Consider the following 22,941-nt stretch of genomic DNA (forward strand, 5'->3'; position numbering starts at 1 on the left):
CATCGGCAGAGTAATCTGGAGCGTGCCCTCGTTCAACCCGCTATCCTGAAAGCCAAGGAGCAGTCTGATGTCGGCCAAGTTTTCCGCAGGATTGACGCGCCGTTCGGCATTGAAGGCAGGGGCCGCCCTCGGCCTTGCCGCTGCGCCCTTGGGCAAGCCCGCCATCGCGGCGACCGGCAAGACGGTCCGGGTCCTCGTCGTCGCCGATCCCTTCTATTATGCGCTGCGCGAAGTCATCCCGCAGTTCGAGAGTGAGACAGGCATTTCCGTCCAGCTCGAAAACCTCGCTTATGACGCGCTGCAGGCGCGCCTCGTCTCCTCCTCCATCGCGCGCAAGCCGGATGCCGACGTCGTCACCGTCGATCAAATGTGGACGGGACAATATCTCGACAACAAATGGATCAAGCCGCTCGACGATCTCATCAAGGCGGACAAGGATATCGACCTCAAGGACTTCATCCCCGAGGTTCTCTATTCGCTCAACACGTGGCGCGGCCATATGGCGACCCTGCCGATCGCGGCCTACGGCCAGGGCGTGATGTATCGTAAGGATGCCTTCTCCTCTCTCGGCCTCTCCATGCCGGATGCGAAGGATTTCACCTGGAGCGCCTATGCCGATCTGCTGAAGAAGCTCAATGGCGCGAGCGTCGGCGGCAAAAAACTCTTCGGCACGGTCGTCGCCGGATCACAGCCGCAGCCGATCGTTCATATGTATTCGCAACTTGCGGCGAGCCAGGGCGTGCGCTGGTTCAAGGATTTTCCCGCGGCCTCCCCATGGGATTTCACGCCGGCCATCAACACACCCGAGAATGTCGCCGCACTGACGATGTTCGAATCCTTCTACAAACTGTCTCCCCCCGAGGCGGTCAATTTCAACTGGTTCGACGCCGGCATGCGCTTCGCCCATGGCGATGTCGGCATGTTCTATTGGTGGACCTGCTACTTCTACCTGACGCAGCGCGACGGCTATATGACGGGCAAGGTCTCGCCCGTGGCTGATCAGATCGGCTTCGCCCCCCTTCCGCATGATCCGGCCCATGATCAGGTGATCAGCGCCGGCGGCTGGAGCCTCGGCATCCCGACCCTCGCACCGAACCAGGACAATGCCTGGGCCTTCGTGAAGTGGGCGACCTCGGCGAAAGCTCAGAAGGCCATGGCAAAGGTCACCAAATACGGGCCGCAGTTCTCGGATTTCTCCCGCGTCTCACTGTATCAGGATCCCGAACTCGGCAAGATCTATCCCTATCTCGCCCTGCAGCTCTCCCTGCTGCGCCAGTCGAACGGCAAGATCGTGCGACCGCCCGCCCCCGTCTACACCACGCTCGAAGGCATCTACGGCCTCAATCTCAACCGCGTGCTCGCGGGAAGTTCCTCGCCGCAAGCGGCCCTGTCGTCCAGCTCCGATCTGTTCGAGAACGTGCTGAAGGGCAATTACATGATTCCGTATCAACTGCCCTCTTATGACGATACCCTCGCCAATACCCAGGCCCTGATCGACAAGCTCGCCTGAGATGTCGGCCGTTCTCTCGCTGGATGCGCCAAACGGCAAGCGTGGCAGAGGCGCGAGGCGCCGCTCGCTTCTGCCACTACTGCTGCTTGCACCGTCCGTCGTGCTGCTGACCGTGCTGGTTGCCTTCCCGCTCGTCTTCTCGCTGCGCAACAGTTTCTATTTCTGGAATTTGCAGATGAGCCCGCAGCCCTTGGGCTTCATCGGACTCGGCAACTACAAGGCGGCCTTCACCCAGTCGGATTTTTTCCAGGCGCTTGGCCACACCATCGCGATTGCGCTGGTCGGCACCGTCATCGAAGTGGCGGCCGGTCTCGCGATCGCGCATCTGCTGATGGTACGGCTCCGCGGCGTCAATCTCTGCCGCACCCTGCTCATCATGCCGACGACGATCGCGCCCATCGTCACCGGATTTCTCTTTCGCTATCTCTATGATCCGCAGGGCGGTCTCATCCCCTGGCTTTTGCAGGTCGCTCATATCCCGATCCCGTCGCAAGGGCTGCTGGGCAGCGGGCAGACGGCGCTCTGGGCCATCCTCGCCGCCGATGTCTGGCAATGGACGCCCTTCTGCGCGATCGTGCTCTATGCCGGGCTGCTCTCGGTGCCGGACGACATCGTGGAGGCCGCGCGCATCGATGGCGCGAGCGGCTGGACGATCCTCTGGCGGATGACGATTCCGATGATCCGCAAGCCGATGAGCTTCGTCGCCGCTCTTCGGCTCATGCAGATCTTCAACCTCTTCGATCTCGTGTTGGTGCTGACGCGCGGCGGCCCCGGCTCCGCCTCCCGCACGCTCTCCTACAACCTCTATCAACAAGGCCTCGTCGATTTCAACATCGGGCTATCGAGCGCCAGCACCTGGCTCATCGTCATCCTCGTCAACATCCTGATCGGGCTCTTCGCCGTCTTCGCCTTCAAGGACATCGTCTGATGAGGATGAGCGCAGCCCGCCGGCTCTGGCTCTATCTCGCTTTGTGTCTGCTCATGCTCGTCTTCATCGGGCCGATCGTCTGGTTCTTCCTGCTTGCCATCAAGCCGCCGGACGTTGCCTTCGCACGGCCGCCGGCCCTCTTCTTCCACCCGAGCTGGACCGGCTTCTACGAGACCTTCATCGACCCTGGCCTCAATGCACGGCAGTTGCTCAACAGCATCATCGTCGCGGGGGGCGCCGTGCTGCTCAACCTGCCCTTCTCCATTCCGGCGGCCTATGCGATCTCGCGCTTCGCCTTCCGCGGCCGGCGCAACCTCATGCTCTGGTATCTCGGGTTGATGATGGCGCCGCCCGTCGCCTTTCTCATCCCCTATTTCATTCTGGCAACCGCAGTCGGCCTCACCGGCACCTATCTTGCCATGATCCTGGTGCTGCAAACCGTCGTCGTTCCCTTCTCGATCTGGCTGCAAAAGAGCTTCTTCGACGACATCCCGGTTGATCTCGAAGCCTCTGCGGCACTCGACGGTGCGCGGCTGCCGGCGATCCTCTGGCATGTCACCCTGCCGCTCGCCGCTCCCGGCCTCATCGTCACCGCGATGTTTGCCTTCGTCTTCGCCTGGAACAATGCCGCCTTCCCGCTCGTGCTCAGCAACCAGGCGACGGCGACGCTGCCGATCGGCACGCTCGGCTATTTCGGCAATACCGGCGTCACCTGGAACGACATCGGCGCGGCCGCTATCGCCGCCATGCTGCCGCCGATGCTCATCTTCCTGGCCATGGGCCGCTACGTCGTGCGCGGCCTCACTTTCGGATCACTCAAAGGATAGGAGCGTTCCCTCATGACGCAGACGGGATTCGCCATCGTCGGCGCGGGCCTCTGGGGCTCGCAGCATGCGCGGGTATTGAGCACGCTCCCTGCCGCTCGCCTCGTAGCCGTCTGCGACACCGACGGCGCGCGGGCGGAGGCGATGCGCGCCCAATTCGGCGCCGAGCGCGCCTATACGGATCTCGGCCAACTGCTCGCCGACCGCGAGGTGGATGCGGTGACGGTGGCGACGCCGGATTTCGCGCATGCCGCCATCATCCTCGCGGCTCTCGCGGCCGGCAAGCATGTGATGAGCGAGAAGCCGCTCGCGACCGATCTTGCCGAGACCGAACGCGTGGTCGCAGCCGCGGCGAACAGCGACCGTATCCTCATGCTTGATTTCCACAATCGCGTGAACCCTGCAGTCGCGGCCCTGCAGGAGACGGTGGCGCGGGGCGAGATCGGGCGCGTCATCCACGGCAATCTTCGTCTCAGCAACACGACCTTCGTGCCGCGGGAGATGTTGCGCTGGGCGGGACAATCCTCCGCCCTTTGGTTCCTCGGCAGCCATGCGGTCGACGCGCTGCGCTTCGTGACGGGCGATGAGGTCGTCGCCGTCCAGGCGGTGCGGCGCGATGGCTTCCTCAAGGGCCTCGGCGTGGAGACGGCCGATGTGCATCTCGCTTTGCTCCAATTGGCCTCGGGCGCGGTTGTCACGCTCGAAAACAGCTGGGTGCTGCCACCCGATTCCCCGATGCTCTACGATTTCCGGCTGGAACTGGTGGGGGAAGCCGGCGCCGTGCACGTCAGCACGGCGGATAACGGCGCCTTTCGCAAATTCACGGGCCAAGGCCTGCGGGCGACCGATCTCTTCGGCAGCACCCCGGCCGGCATCGGCCGTATCGGTGGCTTCGTCTATGAGGCCATCGCGCGCTTCGTCGATGCGGTCGTCGCCGGCGGCCCGCTGCTGGCGACCGCGGCCGACGGGCTGGCGGCAACCCGCATTCTCTCCGCCATCGAAGCGGCGGCCGCGAGTGGGGAGACGATCCGACTCGCTTGAGCGGACCGCTTGTTGATAGATTCCCTGGCGTGGGAGGCCGCTCATGTATCGCATCGATCCCGAGACCGACATGCAATTCGTCGAGGAGTTCCGCCGCCAGCCGGTCGGGCGGCACAGCCCGGGTCTCATGCGCGTGCTCAACACGCTACGCTTTGATCCGAGCGGCCGGCAGATCGTGCTGTTCTGCCGTGTGCCTTTTGCCGAATGGCAGATCGCGGAAATGCCGGCCGATCGGCGCGAGCCCTTGGTCTTCGAGGAGGGCGCGATCTTCACCGACAGGAACGAGGCCGAATGGGAAGTCTTCCGGCGTCGCTGGTACGCGGCGACGGGCCAGCACATCAACCTGCCGATGAGAGACGCGGACGAGGAATGATATCCCTCGCCCCCTTTGCCTAAGGAGCGCTCATGCTGAAGATCCTCGGCTATCCGGACCGCTACAGCGTGGCACCGGGTGAGCCCATCGCCTTTCATATCTCGCTTGAAGAGGGCGAGAGCTTTGCGGCGCGCATCGTGCGTGTCATCAATGGCGACAGCAATCCTGAAGGCCCCGGCCTCAACCTGCCGCATTATCCGAGCAGTCTTGACGGCCACTATGCCGGGCAGCCGCGCCGCGCGGACGCCGGGTCCTACCTCATCATCGAGGATTTCCCGAGCCTCGCCGATTACCGGAGCATCACCTTCAAAGCCTTGATCTGGCCGACGCTGCTCGCGCGCCAGGACCAGGTGATCGTCGCGCAATGGGATCCGGTGCGGCAAAGCGGCTTCATCCTCTCCGTCGATGAGCGCGGTCTCACACTCACCTTGGGCGACGGCACGGGGCGGACCGCGCGAGCAACCCTGCCCCTACGGCTTCTCGAGCGGAAATGGTATTCCATCGAACTGACCATCGACAGCGCCGCCGGTCGCTTCTCGCTCCGCCAGATGGCTCCGAAAAGAGATGTCGGCGTGGAGGATGATGGCAGCCAGGAAGACGCCTTGCCGCTCGCGCCGCAGTTCGGCGCGGTACCGCTCTATATGGCCGGGGCGCCGCAGGCAGACGGATCAATCGGCGCCCATTTCAACGGCAAGATCGAAGCCCCGGCCTTCCTCGGTGATGACGACTGCATCGGGTGCTGGGACTTTTCCAAGGACATCCGCTCCACCACCGCCACCGATACGAGCCCCTTCCGCCATCACGGTCGGCTCGTCAACCTGCCGACGCGCGGCATGAAGGGCATGCGCTGGACGGGCGAGCATCACAGCTGGCAGGCAGCTCCACGCGAATACGCCGCGATCCATTTTCATGAAGACGATCTCTATGATGCCGGCTGGCCGGCCGATCTCGTCTGGACCGTGCCGGAGGACGCGAAAAGCGGCGCTTACGCCCTGCATGTGACCTGCGGCGACAACGAGCCGATGGCCATGCGGGAGAGTTACATCCCCTTCTTCATCCGCCCGCCGCGGCAGCGGGCGCCGGGCTCGCGCCCGAAGGTCGCCTTCCTCGCGCCCACCTGCTCCTACATCGCCTATGCCAATCATGGCGAGCACATCACCGTGCGCGGCGTGGAGCGACTCATGGGCCGGCTTCTGCATTTCGGGCATCAGGATGTCTATCTCTACGATCATCCCGAGCTTTGCCATTCGCTTTACGACAAACACGCGGATGGCTCGGGCATCTGCTATTCCAGCCGCCTGCGCCCCAACATCAATTGCGCGCCGCGCTACCACTCCTGGCTCGGCGGTGATGGATCAAGTCTCTACCAGTACAACGCCGATACGCATCTCTTCGGCTGGCTCGACCATAACGGCATCGACTATGACGTAGTGACGGACGAGGACCTGCATCAGGACGGCTATCCGCTGATCGCGGATTACGACGTCATCCTCACAGGCTCGCATCCCGAATATCACTCCACCGCGATGTGGGATGCGATGAAGGCCTGGATCGATCGCGGCGGCCGGCTGATGTATATGGGCGGCAACGGCTGGTACTGGCGCATCGCCTTTCATGACGAACTGCCCGGCGTCATCGAAGTGCGCCGGGCGGAAGACGGCATCCGAACCTGGGAAGCCGAGCCTGGCGAATACTACCACTCCTTCACCGGCGAATATGGCGGCCTCTGGCGCCGCTGTGGTCGGCCGCCCAATCTCATGGCGGGCATCGGCTTCGTCGCTCAGGGCTTTGACGTGTCAGCGCCCTATCGGCGCGCGCCGGATGCGGACAATCCCCGCGCCGCCTTCATTTTCGAGGGTGTGACGGAAGAGGTGATCGGCGATTTCGGCCTCATCGGGGGCGGCGCCGCCGGAATCGAACTCGATTGCATCAATCCTCTGCTCGGCTCGCCGCCGCACGTCCTGCGGCTTGCCTCCTCGGAAGGCCATAGCCCGCTCATTCTTCTCGTCAACGAGGAGTTCACCGCGACCTTGCCCAATCTCGGCGGGGACCAGAACGACCGCGTGCGCGCCGATCTCAGCTTCTACGAGACGGCGGCGGGGGGCGCCGTCTTCGCCACCGGTTCGATTGCTTGGTGCGGGTCACTGCCGAGCAACGGGTATGAGAACAACATCGCCCGCATCACGTTGAATACGCTGAAGCGCTTCATGGACCCCGCGCCCTTCGCCGCGCCGCCGGCCGGCTGACCGTCCGGGCGGGCGGCAGGCTGCGCAGCGATGCGCGCTCTAGTGAGGCTGAGCCGCCTGTTCCTTCATATGCTTGCGGTATTCGTGCCGTTTGTACATTCCCGCCGCGCAGCCTGCCGCCGCGCCCAGCACGGCATGATGCCCAGCCACATGGCCGCCGACCGCGCCCACGGCGCCGTATTTCACGCAACCGCCGGGCTCCGCATGAGCCACGCCGGTGAACCCACCGAGGATCAGGGCCGTCATCGTCAGATACGTCCAGGAGCGCATACCGTCATCCATCCAAAGCAGCCGAGCCCGATGCTCTGCGCTGCAAGCGATAGATGGGGCGGTCGCGCCGAAAAGAAGACCCTGTGCGTTTGGCGTCGGAGACCCAGAGGCGAGCCTCCTCGTCTCAGCGCTCACGGCTCCGGGGCTCTGTCAAAGTCTCCGACATCACGCTCGATTGAGGGTTCATGCATTGGGGCCGCTTCGCGATGCATGACAAGTCTCTCTTCGGCGAAACGCCTTCGGGAACCACTCGAGCAGCCATCGACCGATGATACCGATGGCACGCCGATCGAATGGTCCGAGCAGAAACCGGTGGCCTCGCCCCCTGTCCGAATAGCCTCAGGCCTCCGTACCGCCGCCGTTCTCGACCTCCGCCACGAAAGCGAGGATCTGCGCCGCGACCTCCAAGGGCGCTTCCAGCGGCAGAAGATGCCCAGCGCCCTCGATCACCGTGAGCCGCGCTGCGCCGAGCGACGGAAGGACCAGGCTTTGCAACATTGCCACGCTGTCGACCTTGTCCATCTCCCCGCCGATGACGCGCACCGGCACCTCGATCCGGCCGAGATTTGCGCTGACATCCTCGGCAATCCCGGTGTGCGGCCAGGCGCGCTTGGCGGCCTCGGCACCGGCGAGACTGCCGGCGATGAGCTCCGCCCGAACAGCAGCGGGTAGAGGCCGCCCGCTGAGGATATTGTCCACCGTCCATTCTGCCGCCTCCGCACTGGCATAGGCGGCGGCCATCGCCTGCCGCTCCGCGAGAGGGAGACGCTTCCCCTGGGCCGGTGACGGCGCCACGAGGACGAGGCCGGCGAGCCCCGCCGGGCGCCTGGAGGCGATGAGCTGCGCCACCTTGCCGCCCATCGAATGGCCCACGAGCAGGTAGCGCTCCAGGCCGAGGGCTGCGATCGCCGCCTCTACGTCATCGGCCATCGTGCGAATGTCATAGCCATCCGCCGGACGGCCGGAGCGGCCCCAGCCGCGGGCATCCAGCGCCACGCTGCGCAGGGTCTCAGGCAGCGCGGCGATCACCGGCTGCCAGCTCCGTGCCGTGCCGCCCCAATAATGGAGGAAAACGAGAGCGAGGCCGTCCTGCCCGCTCATCTCCGCATGCAGGGTCATGCCGTTTGCCGTGATCATCATGAATGCATCTCCTGTCGTGGTTCGGGCCGAAAGCGCCAGGCAGGAGATGGAGCCTTTCCCACACGAGGATAATCACCTATTTTCTCGATTCACTCGATAATCAGATGATCGAATAGGGCATGGACCGCTTCCTCAGCCTCTCCGTCTTCCTCGCCGCGGTCGAAGGCGGCAGCCTCGCCGCCGCGGCGCGCGGGCTGGGCATGACGCCCGCCATGGCCGGGAAGCATCTCGCGGCGATGGAGGCCTCGCTCGGCGTCCGGCTGCTTCATCGGACCACGCGCAAGCTGCACCTCACGGAGGCTGGCGAGCACTATTACCGACACGGCCGCCTGATCCTCGATCAGCTCGATGAGGCCGATCGCGCCGCCCGCGCCCTGCAGGAGGAGCCGCGCGGTGTCCTGCGCCTCTCCGCGCCGAGCAGCTTCGGCGCGCTCCATCTCGGGCCGCCGGTCGCGGAGTACATGCGTCGCTATCCGGGCGTGTGGGTCGAGATGAGCCTAGACGACCGTTTCGTTGATCTCCTCGGCGGGGGCTTCGACTGCGCGATCCGCATCGGCAGCCTGCCCGATTCGAGCCTCGTCGCACTCCGCTTGGCGGAAAGCCGGATGATCGCCTGCGCGGCGCCCGCCTATCTCGAGGCGCACGGCCGACCCACCTCGCCCGCCGATTTGCGTGGTCACCATCGGCTCGCCTTCAGCCGCGCCACCTCGCCGGGCGATTGGACGTTCACCGGGCCCGATGGGCGCGCGGAACGGGTCACCGGTCCCCCGCGCCTGCTGGCGGATAATATGGAACTCCTCCTCGCCGCGGCGCTCGCCGGCGGCGGCATCGCCTATGGGCCCAGCTTCGTGCTTGGCCCGCATGTCGCACGCGGCGCCCTGGAGCGGATTCTGCCTGGCTATACGACCGAAAGCCTTGCCATCAGCCTCGTCTATCCCTCGGCGCGTCAGGTGAGCACCAAGCTCCGCCGCTTTGCCGACGTGCTGAAGGAACGGTTCGGCCCCATGCCCGAGGGGGCCTCGGCAGTTGCCAGTCCCTGAGCAATTGCCGGCTGCTGGAGCTGTTCGATAGTCTGGCAGCCGCACAGCAGAACCGGCGCAATCCCGAGGGAGGCCATGAAGCCCGTCATGGCGGTCACCGGCGAGCATTCCGCGGCCGTGCTCGCCGCGCGCGGGTGGGAGACGGTGCTCGGCGCCGCCATGGGGCTATTCATGGCCAGTGCGATCTTTCCGCTGCGGCCTGAAGTTCCCGCAACACCGAAGGTACCATGACGTGTCAACCCGACTCCAGGCCGCGGCTAGGGGCCTGAAGCGGCTGACCGACGCTGTGCTTCCTCCTACCCGCCGCGCGCCACGAGATCGAGATAGAGCGTCGCCGTCCAGCCGTAATCGTGAATCACTTGGCGGAACGGATTGTCCGGGTTGCATTCGCCCTTGCGCAGCAACTGCGGCGGGTCGGTCTCGGCAAGCGCGTCGTAATATTCGAAGAAGGTCGCATAGCGCCCGCACGCCGCTTCGACCGTCGCAATCGTCGCCGCGTCGAGTGCCGCGGCCCGCTCGGCGAAAGCCGCATCCTCCGCCGCATAGGATTCGAGACCGCGCGCGATGAGCCAGTTGAGATTGATCCAGCTCGGACCGCGCCACATGTCCTTCGTGTAGAACCGGCTGCCGGCCGCGACCGAGGGCACGGGAAAGGCCGTGCCGAAGGCCGCCGGATCCGCGAGATGCGCGAGCAAGCGCCGCGCGCGGGCGAGGTCCGGCGTGCGGGCCAGCAGCGGCAGGAAGCCCGCACTCGCCAGCACCGGCGAATGCTCGCCCCGCACGGCATCGAAATCGCAGTAGAACCCCGCCTCCTCGGACCACAGCCGCTCCTCGATCAGGCGGGCCAAGCGGTCGCTGCGGGCCTGCCACAGCGCGGCGTCCGACGCCATGCCGAGGCGGTTGGCAAAGCGGCAGAGCGTCGCGCATTCCAGCGCGAGGAAGGCGTTGAAATCCGTCGCATCCAGGGCCGTCGGATAGTGGAAGTCGAAGCGCGGGGAATTGTCCATGCCGCTTTCGCCGCTGCGGCCATGCGGGTCCCCCTCCATGAACCATTCGCAGAGGCCATCCGCATCGACGTCGCGATGCGCGAGATCCCACTGCACATAGGCGCACAGCTTGGGATAGAGGCGCGCGATCCAGCCCCGGTCGGGTGACAGCGCATCGACGCAGGCGACGCCATAGGCGAGCAAGGGCGGCTGCGTAATCTCGGATGGCCGGCGCGTCGGCGACATCTGATGCGGCACGAAGCCGCTCGTCTTCTGCCCGGCCAGCACCGCTTCGATCATGTCGCGCGCCAGCGGCTGATCAAGGTGTCGCCAGCCGATGGCGTGGAAGACCGAATCCCATAACCACATGTCCTTGTGCGGCCAACGGTCCGGCGTCGTCCAGCGCAGCGGCAGCGCGGCCTCCGCCGAACAGACCTGGCCCTTCATCACCGAGAGCGCGCGAAAGACGGTGTGCCGCCGCAGGCCCGTCTGCCGGGCGAGCAACGGCTGGCCCAGCACCCAGGCACTGCGCGCCGCGATCACCGCATCGAGTTCGGCCCCGAGATACTCCGGGCGGAAGGCAGCTGTGGTGCCGATAAGCAGGCGGTTCCCCGTCCGTTTGACGGCGAGCCCCGCATCCAGTGCACCCGCCTCGACCGGACCTTCGAGCAGCAGGTGATGCGCGTCCAACATGGCGCCACGCAGCAAGCCGGCGTCGGTCTCGGCCAGCAGACAGTCACAGGAGACGGCGGCCCGCCGCACGGCCGTGGTCAGGCGCAGCCGGCCCGAGGCGGGGAAGACGACGGCGATGCCGTCTGTCTCCGTCCGGCAGACGAGACCGCCGGCATCGTCCGTCCGGCTAGCCTCTTCCAGGCCCGAGAGCGCGATGAGCTGCCCGCGATGCCAGCCGGGCCAGAAGAAGGCGTCGAGTGTCTGCGGCATGGCAGTCTCCTTCATGGCCGTCTCAGCGGGCCGATCATGGTGAGGCGGCGCACCCACCCGGCCCGCTGCAGCAGCGGCGCGCGCAGACCCGAAACGTGGCGGAGGTCGAGCCGCATGCCGTCGACGTCATCGAGCCAGGCGAAGGGGCGGCCATCGGGGCGGGCGCAATCGAAGCGGAGATGCCGCAGGCTGAGCCCGCGGATGTGTCGGGCGAAGAGCCCGGCCGCCGGCAGAGCGAGGCCGAGCATCTCGGGGTCCGGATAGTCAGCGGCCGCTTCCGGCGGGCGGATGGCGCTGACGCGCGCCGGCGCCCCGCCGCGGCTGCGCAGATGAAGGTCCGAGAGCGTCACATCCTCGATCGGGTAGCCTGGCAGGCCCGCGATCAGCATCGGCATGGCGGACCAGGGCTGGTCGGCGGTAATGCCGCGCAGGGTGATGCCGCGCACCCGGCCGGGGCGGATGCCCGCGGGCCCCCGCAGCCGCGCGCCGAGGCGGATGAAGAGCGGCGCGTGGCGCACCTGGCGCAGGGTCACGCCCTCGGCACGCACGTCCTCGATGTCTCCCCCGTCCACCGTTTCGAAGGCCAGACCGCGGCAGCGCTCCAGCACACAGTCCGCGATACGGATACGGCGGAAACCGCCATTGGATTCGGTGCCGAACTTGATGCGCCCGGTGCGGTGCGTGACATTGGCGAAGGCTTCGCGCCGACCCTCGTCCAGCAGGCGGCGCGGCCCAGCGATGAGGCTTCCGGCTTGGAGGCTGCCGGAGACGGTGCAGCGAGTGATCTGCACGTCCTCGGTCGCGATTGGGCGCCCCAGCGCATAGCTGCTCTTCAGGCAGATGCCGTCGTCGCTCGGGGAGTTGACCCGGCAATCCTCCACGACCGCGTCCTGACAGCAATCGAGGTTGATGCCATCGCGATTCGTATCGATGGTCAGGTTGCTGATGCGCAGTTCCCGACAGCCTGTGGCGAGCACGGCGACGTGCCCGGCCTTCAGAATGGAGAAGCCGCGCAGCGTCACCCGCCGGCAGTCCCGCAAGGCGAGCACCTTGTTGCCCACGCCCGGCTGCATCGCCGGCAGATGCCCAGGCTCGTAGTCACCATTGACCAGTCCACGCCCCCAGATCAGGCCTGGGCCCTCGATCGTGACGTCCTCGAGGCCGATGCCGGAGAGCAGGCTGTTGCGCCAATGGCTGTGGCCGAAATCCTGGTAGGGGACGTGGGCGGCCGCATTCTCCTCCGGCAGATCGTAGCCGGGGCCTGCATCGGGCGTAGCCGGCGGATCGGCCGCGAGCAACACCGCGCCGCGGTCGAGCAGCAGGCGCACCCGGCTCGCCAGATGCAGGGAATGGCAGAGATAGGTGCCGGGACCGAACAGCACGGTACCGCCCCCAACGGCGGCCGCGGCCGCGATCGCGCGATTGATGGCCGCGGTGTCGAGCCTTCGCCCGTCACCTTCGGCACCATAGGCGCGCGGCTCGAAGACCCTATCCACGCAAGCGGTTTCCTTGCCCTCGCACGCGACGCGCCCCCAAGACAGAATCCTTCCCGCTGTATAAATGGCGACAACCGCCCGAAAGAAGGCCACCGCCGTGGATAACGCTTCCGAGACCGAAACGCCGACCGCCCGCGCCTCCTGGCGCGGCCTCCGGGCCTTCAATTTCTTCGCGGCCAGCCTGCAGACGGGATATGGCCCTTTTCTTCCCGTCTATCTCACCCGTGCGGGGTGGAGCCAGGGGCAGGTGGGCCTGGCCCTCAGCGTGGGCTCCATCGCGGGCATGGTGAGCCAGGTGCCGGCCGGGCTGCTGGTGGACCATCTGCCGCAGCGGCGTCTCGCCTGCGGCGTTGCGCTCGCAGGCTTCGCGCTCGGCATGCTCATCCTCGCGGTGCATCCGGGCTTCCTGCCGGTTCTGGGGGTGGAGGTGCTGCACGGCTTCGCCGCCGCCATGCTGGCGCCCGCCATCGCCGCGCTGACGCTGAGCCTCGGGGGGCGCGGCGAATTCGGTGAGCATGTCGGGCGCAACCAGCGCTACGCCTCGCTCGGCAACGCCCTCGCCGCCGCACTCCTCGGCCTCGTCGCCTGGCATCTCTCGATCCGCGCCGCCTTCCTGCTCGCGGCCGTCATGGCGCTGCCGGCCGCGCTCTGCCTCTTCGCCATACGGCCGGTGGCGCCGCCCCCACCTCAGGCGGCCGAACATCCGGCCATGCTGCATCCGAAAGCGCGGGACGCCCGCTTCTGGCAGGTCTTCTTCGAGGGGCACATGCATACCTTCGCCGTCTGCGTGACGCTCTTCACTCTGGCGAATGCGGCGATGCTGCCCCTCGCCCTCAATGCCCTCGCCCATCGCCATGGTGGCGCGGCCATCGCGACCACCGGCTCGATCATCGCGCTGCAGGCGGTGGTGGTGGTGCTGGCGCCGCGTCTGGGCCAGACTGCGGAGCGATGGGGGCGGCGGCCAGTGTTGTTGATGGGCTTCAGTTGCCTGGTGCTGCGCGCCCTGCTGCTCTCCACCAACCCGGGCGCCGCAGCGCTGATCGCGATCGAATTGCTCGATGGCGCGGCCGCCGCGAGCATAGGCGTGATGATCCCTCTCGTCGCCGCGGACCTGACCGAGAAGACCGGCTACCTCAACCTCGCCATTGGCTCCTTCGGCCTCGCCGGCAGCCTGGGCGCCACCTTCAGCACCACCCTCGCCGGCTGGATCGCCGATCGTTACGGCCTCGCCAGCGCCTTCTACGCCCTCACCCTGCCGGCGCTGCTCGGCATCGCCCTCATCCTGCTGCTGCTGCCGGAGACGCGCCCTGTCGCTAAATCACGCGCCCGGGGGAGAGTAGCCCCTGCGGGTCCAGCAGCCTCTTCAGACCCTGCATGAGGTCGCGCTCCACCTCGGGAAGCGTCTCCAGGAAGGCGGCGCGCTTGGAGCGGCCGATGCCGTGCTCGGCGCTGATCGAGCCGCGATGGGCGGCGGTGATCGTGAAGAGCCGCGCCTCGCAGGCCTCGAGCCGGGCTGCCAGCGTGTCCTCCGGCGTCCCGGGCTGCGGCAGCAGGTTGTAGTGAACGTTGCCGTCGCCGATGTGCCCGTAGGCAATGGGCCGCAACTCCGGAAACTCCCCTGCCACCATCGTGTCCAGCGCGGCGATGAAAGCCGCGAGCGCGGCCTGCGGCACGGACAGGTCGGTGCGCAGATGGCGCGGCGCCACCCGATACTGCGCTTCCACCAGATCCTCGCGGATGCGCCAGAAGGCAGCGCGCTGCGCCTCGCTCTCCGCCACCGCGCCGTCCAACACCAACCCCTCCTCCATCATGGCTTCGAGGAAGGCTTCGAGCCGGGGCCGAAGATCGAGCCCGCCGCTCACCGAGGTTTCGAGCAGCACATAGGCAGGCGCCGGCGCGGAGAGCGGATCACGGTTCTCCGGATAGGTCTCGAAGACCAGATCGAAGCAGGGCCGCGTCAGCAGTTCATAGGCGCTGAGCAGATCACAGAGCCCACGCCGCGCCTGCCCGAAGAGGGTCAGCGCCGCCGTCGTGGAGGGCACGGCCAGAAGGCAGGTCTCGACAGCGCTCGGCCGCGGGAAGAGCTTCAGGGAGGCGGCGGTGACGATGCCGAGCGTCCCCTCGGCGCCGATGAAGAGCTGCTTGAGGTCGTAGCCGGTATTGTCCTTGCGCAGAGTGGACAGCCCATTCCAGATGCGGCCGTCGGGCAGCACCACTTCGAGCCCGAGCACGAGATCGCGCATCATGCCCCAGCGCAGCACGTTGATGCCCCCGGCATTGGTGGCGACGTTGCCGCCGATCTGGCAGCTGCCCCGCGCGCCGAGGGAGAGCGGGAAGAAGCAGTCCTCGGCCAGCGCCCGGTCGATCACCGTCTGTAGCACGCAGCCGGCCTCGACGGTCATGGTGAAGCCGATCGGATCGACTGCGCGCACCCGATTGAGGCGTTCGAGGCTGAGGACGATCTCGTTGCCCTCAGCGGAGGGCAGGCCACCATCCACGAGGCCGCTATTGCCGCCCTGCGGCACCACGGGCTGTCCCGCCGCATGGCAGGCGCGGAGGACGGCCGCGACCTCGGCCGTGTCGGCAGGCCGCACCACCGCCAGCGGCCGGCCGTGCCACTTCCCGGTCCAGCCCTCGGCATAGCGGTGCACGTCCGCCTCCGCCGTGAGCACATGGGCCGGCCCGATCAGCCGGGAGAGGGTTTCCACCAGAGACATGCATCCTCCCGACGGCGGCGTTCCGCTGGTCCCATCGCTTAACTGAGATACCAGCGGCAGGCAACGCCGCGTCAGGCAGCGGGTGCCTCTTGCCGGTTGGAGGTCGCGGCGAGACGCGCGCGGATCCGGGCGATCTCCGGCCCGGTGACGCGCAGCGGGGCATAGCCCTCCGCCTCGAAGAGGAGCGAGACGTCCCGCGCTTCGCTGCCCCAGGCGGGATGGAAGGACAGGACATCACCGCCATTCGCGAAAGCGGCGCGATCCCCGGTGTCGAGATAGGTCTCTACCGGCAGGCCCTCGGCTAGGATCACGTCGTGGCTGTCGAGTTCGACATGGTAGTAGGTGACGGAACGCACCCGGCGCTGACGGATCGCGCCGCCATCGACGAGATGCTTGATGGGCACCAGCACGCCTTCGGCGAAGATCGCGTGGTCGGGTGACAGATCAAGGTCGCGCACTGGCAAGCCCGCGCCGAAGGCGCCGGCCCGGATGCGCACGGGGCGGACGGCATCGGGCGCCGGGTGGCGCGCGCAGTCGACCGTCCGGTGGCCGATCCAGCGGATCGGCCGCCATGCGCCGGAGACGGTGCGCAAACGATCGCCGACCGCCAGCCGCTCCACGGCCACACGCCCGGCGGCGGTCTCGATGCCGGTTCCTTCCGCGAAACAGGCCAGGGTCACGGTATTCGGCGCATTTACCTGCTGCGGGCTGTCCACCTCGAGATAGAGCGGCGTGCTCGCCTGCGTCGTCTGCGCCAGCGTGCCGTTCTGCTCGATCGCGCCGAACATGGTGATGGTGTAGGTGCCGTTGCCGAAGGCGAGCGCATTGCTCAGCCAGTTGCCGTCGACGTCCGCGGGCGTGATCACGGTCGTCGTCTGGCCCACGCCGTTGTCGATGAGGATGACGGCATCACCCCAGCCATCGACCTTGTTGGTATAGGCGCCGATATCGGCATAGGCGCCGGTGCCTGTGATGGTGGCGAGACCCGTGATCGCCTCATTCTCGCCGAGTTGCGGCGGCTGCACGGCTGCCGATCCGGTCCACCCATAACCATCCACCGTCGTCTGCGTCGTCGTGGTGTTGTTGACCACGTTAGCGTTGTATTCGACCGTGACGCTGTTCGTGTCGTAGCCTGCCCACCCCAGCTGGAAGTTGGTTTCGGGGGTCGTAATCGGGTTCCCCTGGCTACCAGCCGCACCCCCCGTCTCACCCGGGACGGTGGTGAGGGTGCCGTCGTTCATATAGTCGGCGACGACGGGCGTAGGAGCTGGGCTGGGATAGCCGACGCCGCCGAAATTCGCGTTCTCGCCGGTGTTCTTGACGACGAGACCCGGGTTGTAGGTGATGGTCGATCCTTTGGCGAAGCTGACCGTCAGAGTATTGGTGTATTGCGTCGGGCCGGACTGCGTGGAGGAGCCAGCAATGCCGGCCAAGCCGTCCACCGCCTGGGACGCAGATTGGCCGGTATAGGCCGGATTGACGAACACCCCCGATTCCGCATTGGCGATGGTCTGGCCGTTGACATCCGTGCCGGCCGGAACCTCGGCCGTCGTCGTGTAGAAATTGTAGGTCTTGGCGTCGGCCGTACCGGCGCCCACGGTGATCTGATACCAGGACACGCCCTGATCCGCCGTCGGCAGATTGAGAACCAAGCTTCCGGGTGCATTCGGGGTCGTCGTGTCCAGGGTCGCGATGGTCGAACCAGGAGCGATCGTCCATTGATTCCACAAGGTGGGCGCGGCGATCGAGTCGTTGCCGACGACGTAGGTGCCGGCCCCATTGATCGTCACGGTGTTCCACACGGGCGTGACGGCACCGGTGGTGGGATCGACCGTCTCTCCCGTAAGATAGCTGATGGCGATCGCGGTGGTCGGGTCGAGGTCGATGCCGGCATCAGCGCCGACCTGAGAATAGAAGGAGAGCGTGACGTTGGCGCCCGCCGTATTCGCGGTGGGCAAGGCATAGGTGTAGATGGTGCCGGCCGTCACCACCGTCGCCTCGGACGGCGCGATATAGTCATTGATCGTCGGTGTCACGTAGCCGGTCGGCGTCTCCGAACTGCCGAAGATCGTGAGATCGAGCGTCGAGACGTCGACACTCTCGGAATTGGCGACGCTGAGCAGCGGCCCGCCTGCCGTGTACTGGCTCATCAGCGCGTCGGAATAGGGTGAGCCGTAGGAGTTCGAGTCCTGAAAGAAGACCTTTGAATATTGATCATACGGCACGCCGTTGCCGGGGCTGACAACGGTTTCGGTATTGACGTGGAAGGCGTAGCTCGGGTCCCAGTTGTTGTTCTGATCGAGGCTGACGGTGCTGCCGATCTGGCTGTTCGGCGACAGGCCGGCCTGCCCGTAATAGCCACCGGTGAAGCCGGTCAGGAACTGGGCGAGCACGGCGCCCCATTGATCATTGGCCCCAACCGCGACCGTATCGATCAGCGTCGAACTGGTGGAGGCCGCGGTATAGATCGAGACCGAGCCGATCTGTGAATAGATGTTCTGCTCGATATCAGCAGGCGTCAGCAGGATATAGCCCTGGATCTCGCTGCTGCTCATCGGCGAGAGCCAGAAGTTCGTGCCGTCGAAGCTCAACGAATAGGCGTAGTAGCCGGCATTGTGCCAAATCCCCGTGGCATCGGCCGCGCCGTTGAACTGCCCGGTGATGGTGACCTGCGGCGCGATCGATTCGAGCGCGGTGAGGTAAGGCCCCCAATCCGCCTGCGGATAAGGGCCGGTGGTGGTTACTGGGCCGGGTTCGTTGACATCGGTCGGCGAGGTGACCGTCCGCGTCTCGCCGCTCAAGCCACCCGTCGTATAGGTGTTGACGATGCTGCTGCCGATCGTCGTGGTGAGCGTGTTCACCAGCGTGTCGGCCGAGACCTTGTAGCCGACGCTGCCATAGGCATCCGACAGTTCCATCGGCAGGGCGAAGCCGTTCACCGACGTCAGGTTCGCGGCGTCGGTCGACTTGTTCAGCAGGGAGACTTCCATGCTGTCATAGGCGAAGTCATAGCTCGTCGCGCTGCCGGGATTGATGAAGCTCTGGCTGGTGATCAGACTCGAGATGTCCTGGGTGCCGCTCTGCGCGATGATGTAGAGCTTGCCACCGTTCAGCGTCTCGCTGCCGGTCGTCAGCGGTATGGTATAGGCCTCTCCGCCCGTGAGCGTGCCGGAGGAGATGGCAGAGCCCGCAGCTGTCACGGCGCCGGAGGAGATCAAGGTGGTCACCGTGCCCGCGCCGCTTCCTGAGAAGAGCACGGCATAGACGTTCACGTCCGACTGCTCCCACTCCGCGAGACGCGCTGCCGTCAGCGAAAGATTGAGCGTGGTCCCGGACATGGTTCCGTGCCTTCCCCAAGCGCGCCTATCGCCCGGCGCAGGTTCATTTCAATCCAACAATGGTCAGAGTGGTCAGGCCAGGAGCCAGTCGACTTCCGGCTGATCCGCCGAATTTTCTACGAAGAGGACGTTATCTATTTCTGAATTTTTATGGAGGAAAATGATTCCTGATCGGAAACAGACCTTGTTGCGACTCCGAAGTCAACAGAGTCGTCCAGGGTGATGGGACGACAAGGCGGCCGCAGCGGTGGGGCGCCGGTCTCAGAACGGCTGCAACAGGCGCTCGATGTAGTCGAGGGCCGGTTTCGACAGGCTGCGATCCCCCGCGCGATCCCGCAGCTCCTGCAAGATGGCGCGGAGCTGCGCACGCTGCGCCCCTTCGGGCAGCGCCACGTCGGCGCCGATGCTCGACCCCTGGCCCTTGTCCAGCGGCCGGCCGAGCGGATCGGTCTGCCCGTCCTCCGACTGGTCGCCGAAGAGCGGCAGGCCGGTCTCCTGCCCGGCGCCCGTGCCGCCGCCCAGCTGGAACAGCCCGCCCCCCTGCCCTTGCTGGGAAAGCTGCCGCTGCAAGGAATCGGCCGCATGCTGCAAGGCCTGCAGCGCCTGCTGTTGGGACGCCGCGGCATCCCCATCCCGTCCGGCCTGCAATTGCTGGATCGCCCCGCCCATCGCCTGCTGCGCCGTTTTGGCACTGCCGCCCAACCGGCCGGCAAGGCCACCGAGCGTGTTGCGTAGCGCCGCCTGTGCCGTCGCATCGCGGCGCTGGGCCGCGGCATCCGGGCTCGCCGCTTCGGCGCGCTGGGTCGACCGGTCCATCAACCCTGCTTGCTCGCGCATCAGGGTCTGCAGGCTCTGCAAGTCCCGCCCGGCTTGCGCGCGGGCCGCTTCGGCCTTGGGATCGGGCTTGACGAGCCGTGCCTGCTCCAGCGCCGACAGGCTTTGCTGCAGGCTGGCCATGGCCTGGCGCATCGCCGCCGCATCGCCCGCACGCGCCGCCTCCTCCATCGCCTTCATCTGGCGGGCCAGACGCTGCAGGTCGAGCGGCGGCGCGTTGTTCGCCGTGCCCACCGCCGCACCCTGGCGCTGGGCCATCTGCAACAGCGTCGAAAGGTGCTGCAGCACGGCGGACTGCATCTGTTGCATCAGGCGCGACAATTCCGCGGACGAGGCGTGGCCGCCGGCCAATGCCTGCTTGAGCGCCGCCTCGGCCTGGGCCAGGGACTGGGCGCTGTCCGCCGCATCCCCCTGCTCGAAATGCAGCGCCACCTCCCACAGCGTGGCTTCCACCTCGGAGAGCACGTCAGCCCCCCGGTCCTGAGCAAGCTGCCAGCCCGCGGCGAGCAGCGGCAGCACGGTCTTGGGCGCCTTGCCGGCGGTGAGTGCGGCCGCACCCACCTGAAAGATCGCCTCGGCCCCTGCCTGCCTGCGCTGCGGCGTCAGCGGCGCCGGCATCGCGACCAGGGCGCGGCGGATCGCCGCCACCTCCTGCGCGAAGGGATCGGTGAAATGCCGCGCGGGAAGCGTGACCGTCTCGACCGGCGAGGTGCCGGTCTGCCCCGCCGCATCTCGCGCCACGAGATGCATCTGCACCGGCAGGCCGGCCCAGGGATTGGCGCTGAGGTCGGCGACTTGCACGGCGTCGATCTTGGGGGCCGGACCGGAGGGCAGCGTCAGCGGCAGAACCAGCGGTGGCGCTTCGGGATGGGCGACGAGCCGCGCCACCATCTGCGCCGAGACCACGCCGTAATCATCCGTCGCCTGCCAGGGCAGGCGCAGGCTGCGCCCATCCGAGTCGGCCGCCGGAAGGCCCGCGAAGTCGATGCTCGGCGGCCCATCCGGCTGCACCATCAGCGTCCAGCGTGCGAGCGTCGTGCCGCCGCCGTGCAGGGTCACGATGCCGCTGCGGTCGAGCTTGGCCTGAAACTGGAAGCTGCCGGCGTCGAGCGGCGCGAAAGCGCCGGCGAGGCCGTCGATGCGGGGGGCCCGCTCGAGCCCCGAGACGGTGACGGTGAGCCGCGCGCCGCTCGGCACCCGGCTGTTCTCGTCGCGGTCATGCAGCAGGATGGGCGGACGGCCTGTATAGGCCGGGGGCGTGATCCAGGCGGTGACCGCGGGGGGCGGCGCCGGCGGGCCAAGCAGGCGGGCCGGGTCGATCGCATAGCCTGAGGCGAGCCGCTGAGGCGCGGCCGGTCCGGCGACCCAGAGGCAAGCGATAAAGGCGGCAAGGATACCGCCGCGAAAGGCGAGATCGCGCGGGCGCGCCCGCCACGGCCAGGGCAGGCCGAGGCGGAGCCGGGCGGTCGCCGCCAGGCTCTGCGCGCGATGCGCGCGCCACAGCAGGAAGGCAGCGTGATCCGTCTGCGCCGGGGTATCCTCGAGCGCCGCCAGCGGATCATGCGCAAGGCCGGAGGCGCGGCGCAGCCGCGCGCGGACCGCGCGCGCATCGGGCAGACGCAGACGCACCGCGCCCCAGATCAGCAGCGCGAGGGCGCCGACGAGATCCAGCATTCCCAGCAGCGTGGTGAGGAAGAGGCCGCCGCGCTGCGGCAGGCCGAGCAAGGCGGCACAGGCATAGAGGGCGAGCAGGCCGAGTGGCGGCCAGAGGATCGGCCAGATGGCCTCATAGATCAGCAGCCAGCGCGCCGCCCTCTCCCAACGCTGGAGGCGACGCGGCAAGGGCGCCGCCACCGGGGCCGCTGCCCCGGGCGGACGTTGATCGGCGGGCTGGCTCAGCCCGCGCTCGTGTCCGCGGGCGTGAGCCATGCCGGCACCGCTTCGCGTGACCAGAGGGCCGAGACGTCCTGCCGCGGCGTGATGGTCGCCCAACGCGGGCCATCGACCAGCGCCGCCGCCGCCAGGGGCCGCGCATTGTAGGTAGAACTCATCACGGCACCGTAGGCGCCGGCGTCGAGAATCGCCACCAGCGCGCCGGGCGCGAGGGGCGGCAGGAGGCGGCCTCGCGCGAAGGTGTCCCCGGTCTCGCAAACCGGCCCAACCACGTCCACCGGCACGCCGGCACGGGCCACGTCCTCCGCGTTGACGGGGACGATGCCGTGCCAGGCGTCATACATCGCCGGGCGGACGAGATCGTTCATCGCCGCGTCCAGCACTAGAAAGCTGCCATTGCCGGTCTTCTTGGCGAGCACGACGGAGGCCAGCAGCACGCCCGCCGGCCCCACCAGCCAGCGCCCCGGCTCCATCATCAGATCGAGCCCGAGACCGCCGAGGTGACGCGCCATGACGGCCGCGAAATCCTCGACGGAAACCTCCGGCCCGGCCTCGTAGGAAATGCCGAGGCCTCCACCGCAATCGAGCCGCGTCACCCGGTGCCCTGCGGCGCGCAGCCGGCCAACGAGGCCCGCCATGCGGGCGAAGGCCGCGTCGAAAGGCCGGGTCGAGAGGATCTGGCTGCCGATATGCATGGCAAGCCCGAGGGGGTTCAACCCCGGCAAGCTGGCCGCATAGGCATAGACCGCCTCCGCCTCTTCCCAGGCGATGCCGAACTTGTTCTCGGCGAGGCCCGTGGTGATCTTGGCATGGGTTTCGGCATCGACGTCCGGATTGACGCGCAGCACGAGATCGACGCGGCGGCCGGCCGCCTCGGCGACGGCCGAGAGCATGGCGAGTTCCTCGCGGCTCTCGACGTTGATCTGGCCGATGCCTTCGGCGACGGCGCGTTGCAGGTCGGCGGCCGACTTGCCGACGCCCGAATAGACGATGTGCGCAGCCGAGATACCGGCATGGCGCGCCCGGGCCAACTCGCCACCGGAGACGACGTCCGCCCCCGCCCCTTCGGCCGCGAGCAGCGAGAGGACTGCGAGATGGTCGTTCGCCTTCACCGCGTAATGGATCTGCGTGCTGCCGATCCCGGCAGCCAACAGGGCTGCCCGCAGGCGGGCGAGGCGCGCGCGGATGGTGCCTGCGCCATATACCCAGGTCGGAGACCCGAGAAGCGCGGCGATATCGGCGAGCGCCACCCCCTCCAGCATCAGCCCCCGATCGGGGTCGAGCGTGAGGTGCGGCCGGGACGCGATCAGCGCCGCGACATCTGGTTCGGCCCCGGGCGCGGGGCCGCTAAAATCCGCCATGG

Annotated in this window: 16 protein-coding genes and 1 pseudogene; 9 read left to right on the top strand and 8 right to left on the bottom strand. The window is 67.2% G+C overall.

Annotated elements, in window-relative coordinates; genetic code table 11:
• Positions 1-67 precede the first annotated feature (67 nt).
• The 6 genes from ACYQ6W_RS16240 to ACYQ6W_RS16265 are packed head-to-tail and all read left to right on the top strand — an operon-like array spanning position 68 to position 6,922.
• Positions 68-1,510, top strand: a complete 1,443-nt coding sequence (locus ACYQ6W_RS16240; protein WP_459676772.1) for an extracellular solute-binding protein — start codon at positions 68-70, stop codon at positions 1,508-1,510.
• Between the two features lies 1 nt (position 1,511).
• Positions 1,512-2,438 (top strand): carbohydrate ABC transporter permease, encoded by a 927-nt coding sequence (locus ACYQ6W_RS16245; protein ID WP_459676773.1) that lies wholly within the window; start codon positions 1,512-1,514, stop codon positions 2,436-2,438.
• Positions 2,438-3,265: a carbohydrate ABC transporter permease gene (locus ACYQ6W_RS16250; protein ID WP_459676774.1), complete on the top strand. Its 828-nt coding sequence runs from the start codon at positions 2,438-2,440 to the stop codon at positions 3,263-3,265. Before ACYQ6W_RS16245 ends, ACYQ6W_RS16250 begins: the two co-directional genes overlap by 1 nt.
• A 12-nt stretch (positions 3,266-3,277) precedes the next feature.
• The gene (locus tag ACYQ6W_RS16255) at positions 3,278-4,303 is read left to right on the top strand and encodes a Gfo/Idh/MocA family protein (RefSeq protein ID WP_459676776.1); all 1,026 of its coding nucleotides are present in this window, start codon (positions 3,278-3,280) and stop codon (positions 4,301-4,303) included.
• Positions 4,304-4,346: 43 nt separating this feature from the next.
• On the top strand, positions 4,347-4,676 hold the full coding sequence (locus ACYQ6W_RS16260) for a hypothetical protein (protein WP_459676777.1): 330 nt from the start codon (positions 4,347-4,349) through the stop codon (positions 4,674-4,676).
• Positions 4,677-4,708: 32 nt separating this feature from the next.
• Positions 4,709-6,922, top strand: coding sequence for a N,N-dimethylformamidase beta subunit family domain-containing protein (locus ACYQ6W_RS16265; protein ID WP_459676778.1), 2,214 nt, complete (start codon positions 4,709-4,711; stop codon positions 6,920-6,922).
• A 51-nt stretch (positions 6,923-6,973) separates the two neighbouring features.
• Here the strand turns inward: ACYQ6W_RS16265 and ACYQ6W_RS16270 are convergent.
• Positions 6,974-7,192, bottom strand: a pseudogene (locus ACYQ6W_RS16270) (hypothetical protein); the annotation flags it as partial.
• 339 nt (positions 7,193-7,531) lie between these two features.
• Positions 7,532-8,332, bottom strand: coding sequence for an alpha/beta fold hydrolase (locus ACYQ6W_RS16275; RefSeq protein WP_459676779.1), 801 nt, complete (start codon positions 8,330-8,332; stop codon positions 7,532-7,534).
• Between the two features lie 119 nt (positions 8,333-8,451).
• On the opposite strand from ACYQ6W_RS16275, the gene ACYQ6W_RS16280 reads away from it, so the two are divergent.
• Both ACYQ6W_RS16280 and ACYQ6W_RS16285 read left to right on the top strand, forming a co-directional pair.
• Positions 8,452-9,372 (top strand): LysR family transcriptional regulator, encoded by a 921-nt coding sequence (locus tag ACYQ6W_RS16280; RefSeq protein ID WP_459676780.1) that lies wholly within the window; start codon positions 8,452-8,454, stop codon positions 9,370-9,372.
• A 75-nt stretch (positions 9,373-9,447) separates the two neighbouring features.
• Positions 9,448-9,603, top strand: coding sequence for a hypothetical protein (locus ACYQ6W_RS16285; protein WP_459676781.1), 156 nt, complete (start codon positions 9,448-9,450; stop codon positions 9,601-9,603).
• Positions 9,604-9,668: 65 nt separating this feature from the next.
• Here the strand turns inward: ACYQ6W_RS16285 and ACYQ6W_RS16290 are convergent, their stop codons facing one another.
• Both ACYQ6W_RS16290 and ACYQ6W_RS16295 read right to left on the bottom strand, forming a co-directional pair.
• On the bottom strand, positions 9,669-11,300 hold the full coding sequence (locus ACYQ6W_RS16290; protein WP_459676782.1) for an amylo-alpha-1,6-glucosidase: 1,632 nt from the start codon (positions 11,298-11,300) through the stop codon (positions 9,669-9,671).
• Positions 11,301-11,311: 11 nt separating this feature from the next.
• Positions 11,312-12,796 (bottom strand): rhamnogalacturonidase, encoded by a 1,485-nt coding sequence (locus ACYQ6W_RS16295; protein WP_459676783.1) that lies wholly within the window; start codon positions 12,794-12,796, stop codon positions 11,312-11,314.
• A 97-nt stretch (positions 12,797-12,893) separates the two neighbouring features.
• Between ACYQ6W_RS16295 and ACYQ6W_RS16300 the strand changes: the two genes are divergently transcribed.
• Positions 12,894-14,174 carry an MFS transporter gene (locus ACYQ6W_RS16300; protein WP_459676784.1) on the top strand — a complete coding sequence of 427 codons (1,281 nt, stop codon included), beginning with the start codon at positions 12,894-12,896 and terminating at the stop codon, positions 14,172-14,174.
• On the opposite strand, the gene ACYQ6W_RS16305 is transcribed toward ACYQ6W_RS16300, so the two are convergent.
• The 4 genes from ACYQ6W_RS16305 to lysA all read right to left on the bottom strand — a co-directional run bounded on the left by ACYQ6W_RS16305 (position 14,110) and on the right by lysA (position 22,939).
• The gene (locus tag ACYQ6W_RS16305) at positions 14,110-15,513 is read right to left on the bottom strand and encodes an FAD-binding oxidoreductase (protein WP_459676785.1); all 1,404 of its coding nucleotides are present in this window, start codon (positions 15,511-15,513) and stop codon (positions 14,110-14,112) included. The genes ACYQ6W_RS16300 and ACYQ6W_RS16305 overlap by 65 nt on opposite strands.
• A 71-nt stretch (positions 15,514-15,584) precedes the next feature.
• Entirely contained in the window at positions 15,585-18,851 is a 3,267-nt protein-coding gene (locus tag ACYQ6W_RS16310; RefSeq protein ID WP_459676786.1) for a Hint domain-containing protein, read from the bottom strand.
• A 261-nt stretch (positions 18,852-19,112) separates the two neighbouring features.
• Positions 19,113-21,614: a DUF4175 family protein gene (locus ACYQ6W_RS16315; protein ID WP_459676788.1), complete on the bottom strand. Its 2,502-nt coding sequence runs from the start codon at positions 21,612-21,614 to the stop codon at positions 19,113-19,115.
• The gene (gene lysA, locus ACYQ6W_RS16320; protein ID WP_459676790.1) at positions 21,581-22,939 is read right to left on the bottom strand and encodes a diaminopimelate decarboxylase; all 1,359 of its coding nucleotides are present in this window, start codon (positions 22,937-22,939) and stop codon (positions 21,581-21,583) included. Before lysA ends, ACYQ6W_RS16315 begins: the two co-directional genes overlap by 34 nt.
• Positions 22,940-22,941 lie beyond the last annotated feature (2 nt).

The sequence above is a fragment of the Acidisoma sp. 7E03 genome (genome assembly GCF_054665075.1).

What these genes read in the sequence shown, in the direction of transcription:
- ACYQ6W_RS16240 (WP_459676772.1), top strand. Translation starts at nt 68, where the DNA reads ATGTCGGCCAAGTTTTCCGCAGGATTGACGCGCCGTTCGGCATTGAAG.
- ACYQ6W_RS16245 (WP_459676773.1), top strand. Translation starts at nt 1,512, where the DNA reads ATGTCGGCCGTTCTCTCGCTGGATGCGCCAAACGGCAAGCGTGGCAGA.
- ACYQ6W_RS16250 (WP_459676774.1), top strand. Translation starts at nt 2,438, where the DNA reads ATGAGGATGAGCGCAGCCCGCCGGCTCTGGCTCTATCTCGCTTTGTGT.
- ACYQ6W_RS16255 (WP_459676776.1), top strand. Translation starts at nt 3,278, where the DNA reads ATGACGCAGACGGGATTCGCCATCGTCGGCGCGGGCCTCTGGGGCTCG.
- ACYQ6W_RS16260 (WP_459676777.1), top strand. Translation starts at nt 4,347, where the DNA reads ATGTATCGCATCGATCCCGAGACCGACATGCAATTCGTCGAGGAGTTC.
- ACYQ6W_RS16265 (WP_459676778.1), top strand. Translation starts at nt 4,709, where the DNA reads ATGCTGAAGATCCTCGGCTATCCGGACCGCTACAGCGTGGCACCGGGT.
- ACYQ6W_RS16275 (WP_459676779.1), bottom strand. Translation starts at nt 8,332, where the DNA reads ATGATGATCACGGCAAACGGCATGACCCTGCATGCGGAGATGAGCGGG.
- ACYQ6W_RS16280 (WP_459676780.1), top strand. Translation starts at nt 8,452, where the DNA reads ATGGACCGCTTCCTCAGCCTCTCCGTCTTCCTCGCCGCGGTCGAAGGC.
- ACYQ6W_RS16285 (WP_459676781.1), top strand. Translation starts at nt 9,448, where the DNA reads ATGAAGCCCGTCATGGCGGTCACCGGCGAGCATTCCGCGGCCGTGCTC.
- ACYQ6W_RS16290 (WP_459676782.1), bottom strand. Translation starts at nt 11,300, where the DNA reads ATGCCGCAGACACTCGACGCCTTCTTCTGGCCCGGCTGGCATCGCGGG.
- ACYQ6W_RS16305 (WP_459676785.1), bottom strand. Translation starts at nt 15,513, where the DNA reads ATGTCTCTGGTGGAAACCCTCTCCCGGCTGATCGGGCCGGCCCATGTG.
- ACYQ6W_RS16310 (WP_459676786.1), bottom strand. Translation starts at nt 18,851, where the DNA reads ATGTCCGGGACCACGCTCAATCTTTCGCTGACGGCAGCGCGTCTCGCG.
- ACYQ6W_RS16315 (WP_459676788.1), bottom strand. Translation starts at nt 21,614, where the DNA reads ATGGCTCACGCCCGCGGACACGAGCGCGGGCTGAGCCAGCCCGCCGAT.
- lysA (WP_459676790.1), bottom strand. Translation starts at nt 22,939, where the DNA reads ATGGCGGATTTTAGCGGCCCCGCGCCCGGGGCCGAACCAGATGTCGCG.